The organism is Streptomyces sp. GbtcB6 (assembly GCF_019091475.1).
GTDB lineage: Bacteria > Actinomycetota > Actinomycetes > Streptomycetales > Streptomycetaceae > Streptomyces > Streptomyces hyaluromycini.
Window position 1 is genome coordinate 37076 of sequence record NZ_JAGXJL010000071.1, and the last position, 2900, is coordinate 39975.

Consider the following 2900-nt stretch of genomic DNA (forward strand, 5'->3'; position numbering starts at 1 on the left):
AGACGGGGTGCAGGGCGGGGGAGGGTTCCTGGAAGACCATCGCGGCATGCGTGCCGCGCAGGGCGCGCAGCCGGGCCGGGGACGCGGTGAGCACGTCCTCCTCGGGCTCCGAGGCGCCGTCGCCGAGCAGGACACGGCCGCGGACGGTCGCGGTGCCGGGCAGCAGGCCGAGGACCGACCGGGCGGTGACGGTCTTGCCGCTGCCGCTCTCGCCGACCAGGGCCAGCACCTCGCCGGGGGCGACGGACAGGCTGACCCCGCGGACAGCGGTCGCCGGGCCGGCGTCGGTGGCGAAGCCGACGTGCAGGTCCTCGATGCGCAGCAGGTCAGTCATCGTCCCCGCCTCCGTCCGTGGGAAGGGCGGGGGCACCGGTCCGGCGCCGCAGTCGCGGGTCGGCCAGGTCGGTGAGGCCCTCGCCGAGCAGGGTCGTGCCCAGGACCGTGAGCACGATGCCCAGGCCGGGCGGGATCGCCGTCCACCAGATTCCCGAAGTGACGTCGGCCACCGCGCGGTTGAGGTCGTAGCCCCACTCGGCGGCGGAGTTGGGTTCGATGCCGAAGCCCAGGAAGCCCAGGCCGGCGAGGGTGAGGATGGCCTCCGAGGCGTTGATCGTGAAGATCAGCGGGAGGGTGCGCACCGAGTTGCGCAGCACGTGCCGGGTCATGATGCGCCACGGCCCGGTGCCGATCACCCGGGCCGCGTCGACGAACGGCTCGGCCTTCACCCGGATCACCTCGGCCCGTACCACCCGGAAGTACTGCGGTACGAAGGACACCGCGACCGAGCAGGCGGCGGCGCCGAGACCGCCGACGAGGCTCGACCGGCCACCGCTGATCACGATCGACATGAGGATGGCGAGCAGCAGCGGAGGGAACGCGTACAGCGCGTCCGCCAGCCCCACCAGCAGCCGGTCCAGCCTGCCCCCGAGGTAACCGGAGACCAGTCCGAGCACGGTGCCCGGCACCACCGAAAGCAGCAGCGCGGCGACGATGATCAGCAGCGCCGTCCGCGCTCCCCAGACCGTTCGGGACAGGACGTCGTACCCGGCGATGGTCGTGCCCAGCGGATGCCCGGAGCCCGGATGCTGCTGGGAGCCGAACAGGACGTTGCCGTCACGGAGTTGGGCGTAGCCGTGCGGGGCGACCAGTGGCCCCAGCAGTGCGGTGAGGACGAACAGTCCCGTCAGGACCAGGCCGGTGAGCAGCATGGCGCGCTGCACTCCCGCGCCCGTCCGCAGCCGCAGCGGCAGCCGTCGTGCCAGAACCAGCGCCATGACTCAGTACCTCACTCGCGGGTCGATCAATGCGGCCACGACGTCGACGAGGAAGTTCGTCACCGCCACGACGACGGCGAACAGGGCCACGATGCCCTGCACCGCCGGGAAGTCACGGACCGTCAGGTAGTGGGCGAGCTCGTAGCCGAGGCCCTTCCACTCGAAGGTCGTCTCGGTGGGCACGGCCCCGCCGAGCAGCCCGGCGACCTGGAGTCCCAGCACGGTGACGACGGGGATCAGCGCGGGCCGGGTGGCGTGCCGGGTGACCAGGCGGAGCGGGGCCACGCCCCGGGAGCGGGCGGCCTCGACGTACTCGGCGGAGAGCGTGCCGATCAGGTTGGTGCGCACCAGCCGGAGCAGCACGCCGGCCACCAGCAGGCCCAGGGCCACCCCGGGCAGCACGGCGTGCCGGAGCACGTCCGCGATCGCCGTGCCGTCGCCGCTGCGCAGGGCGTCGATGAGGTACACGCCGGTCGTGCTGGTCTGGTCCTGGAGGAAGAGCTGGACGCCGGTGCTCGCCCGGCCGGACGCGGGCAGCCAGCCGAGCCAGATCGCGAAGACCAGCTTCAGCAGCAGACCCACGAAGAACACAGGCGTGGCGTAGGTCAGGATCGCGAACAGGCGCAGGACCGCGTCGGGCGCCCGGTCACGGTAGGAGGCCGCCACCATGCCCAGCGGGACGCCGATCACCAGGGCCACCAGGAGTGCGTAGCAGGCGAGTTCGACCGTCGCGGCGCCGTAGGTGCCGAGGACGTGCGTGACCGGCTGGTTGTCGGTGACCGTGCGGCCGAAGTCGCCGGTGGCCAGCGAGCGCAGGTAGTCCAGGTACTGGGTGAGCAACGGCCGGTCGTAGCCCGCCTGATGGAGCTTGGCCTGGAGCTGGTCCGGGGTGAGGCGGTCGCCGAAGGCGGCGGTGATCGGGTCGCCGGTCAGCCGCATCAGGAAGAAGACCAGGCTGACCAGGATCAGCACGGTGGGGATGATGAGGAGGAAGCGGACCACCAGGTAGCGGGCGAACCCGCGCCCGGCGGCGCCGTCGGCCGGGGTGGCGACGGCGCCGGGGGTCTCCTGCGTCAGAGTGCTCACTTCTTCGCGAGCCCCGCCCAGCGGAACTGGTACGTCGCGTCCAGCTCGGCCGGCACACCGCTGACGTCGGTGCGGGTGACGATGGCGGTGGAGCCCTGGAGCAGCGGCAGCAGCGGCACCTGCGCGGCGGCCCTGTCCTGCGCCTGCTTCAGCAGCTCGGTCCGCTTCGTGGCGTCCGTCTCGGTCTCCTCCTTCTGGATCAGCGCGCGCACGGCGGAGTCGTCGTAGCCGTTGGCCACCCAGCTGTTGGCCGAGTAGAAGGGCGAGAGGTAGTTGTCGGCGTCGAGGTAGTCGGCGTACCAGCCGAGCTGGTAGAGCGGGTAGAGGTGCTTGACGCGGTCCTTGCCGTACTGGGTCCACTCGGTGGACTGCAGGTTCACCTTGAACAGCCCGGTGGCCTCCAGCTGGGACTTGATCAGCGCGTACTCGTCGGCCGAGGACGAGCCGTAGTGGTCGCTGTTGTACTGGAGGTTGAGCGTGACCGGTGTGCTGACCTTCGCCGCCTTCAGCCGGGCCGCGGCGGAGGCCTTGTCGGGGACT

Annotated in this window: 4 protein-coding genes; all 4 read right to left on the reverse strand. The window is 71.6% G+C overall.

Annotation, left to right across the window (positions count from 1 at the left end):
- The coding region (locus KVT45_RS57180) for an ATP-binding cassette domain-containing protein (protein WP_254648491.1) at positions 1-334 on the reverse strand (334 nt) is incomplete at its 3' end.
- Positions 327-1274, reverse strand: a complete 948-nt coding sequence (locus KVT45_RS49460; protein WP_217560095.1) for an ABC transporter permease — start codon at positions 1272-1274, stop codon at positions 327-329. The genes KVT45_RS57180 and KVT45_RS49460, both read right to left, overlap by 8 nt.
- Positions 1275-1277: 3 nt before the next feature.
- Positions 1278-2360, reverse strand: coding sequence for an ABC transporter permease (locus KVT45_RS49465; RefSeq protein WP_217560104.1), 1083 nt, complete (start codon positions 2358-2360; stop codon positions 1278-1280).
- On the reverse strand, positions 2357-2900 hold a 544-nt coding region (locus KVT45_RS49470; protein ID WP_254648492.1), incomplete at its 5' end, for an ABC transporter substrate-binding protein. The genes KVT45_RS49470 and KVT45_RS49465, both read right to left, overlap by 4 nt.

What these genes read in the sequence shown, in the direction of transcription:
- KVT45_RS49460 (WP_217560095.1), bottom strand. Translation starts at nt 1,274, where the DNA reads ATGGCGCTGGTTCTGGCACGACGGCTGCCGCTGCGGCTGCGGACGGGC.